This is a genomic window from Pelomicrobium sp. G1, from assembly GCF_051905455.1.
In the GTDB taxonomy this organism is placed as follows: Bacteria; Pseudomonadota; Gammaproteobacteria; order Burkholderiales; family UBA6910; genus Pelomicrobium.
In genome coordinates this window covers 1-278 of sequence record NZ_JBQACR010000325.1, presented here as the reverse complement: position 1 = coordinate 278, position 278 = coordinate 1, and the positions used below count along the sequence as shown (strand labels likewise).

Annotated in this window: 1 pseudogene; it reads left to right on the top strand. The window is 65.1% G+C overall.

The features are described 5' to 3' along the window. A pseudogene (locus tag ACTFO6_RS18695) lies at positions 1 to 278 on the top strand (transglycosylase domain-containing protein); the annotation flags it as partial.

Genomic DNA, 278 nt, shown 5'->3' with positions numbered 1-278 from the left:
CGTTGCGTAAGGTCGAAGCGAGCCCCCGGGATCCCTTGACCCGCTTGGCTCTGGATTACCTGGGAAAGGCTCAGGACCGGAGCCTTCCCGCCATGCTGGAGGCGGCCCTGTACCGGCGTTACTCCGCGAGCCCCCACGAGACCTTCTTCACCGGATGAGGGCTCCACCGCTTCGAGAACTTCCGACCCGAGGATGACGTTCGGGTGGTAAGCGTGGGAGAGGCGTGTCGCGACTCCATCAACCTGCCCTGCGTGCGCCTGATGCGGGACATCGTGCAC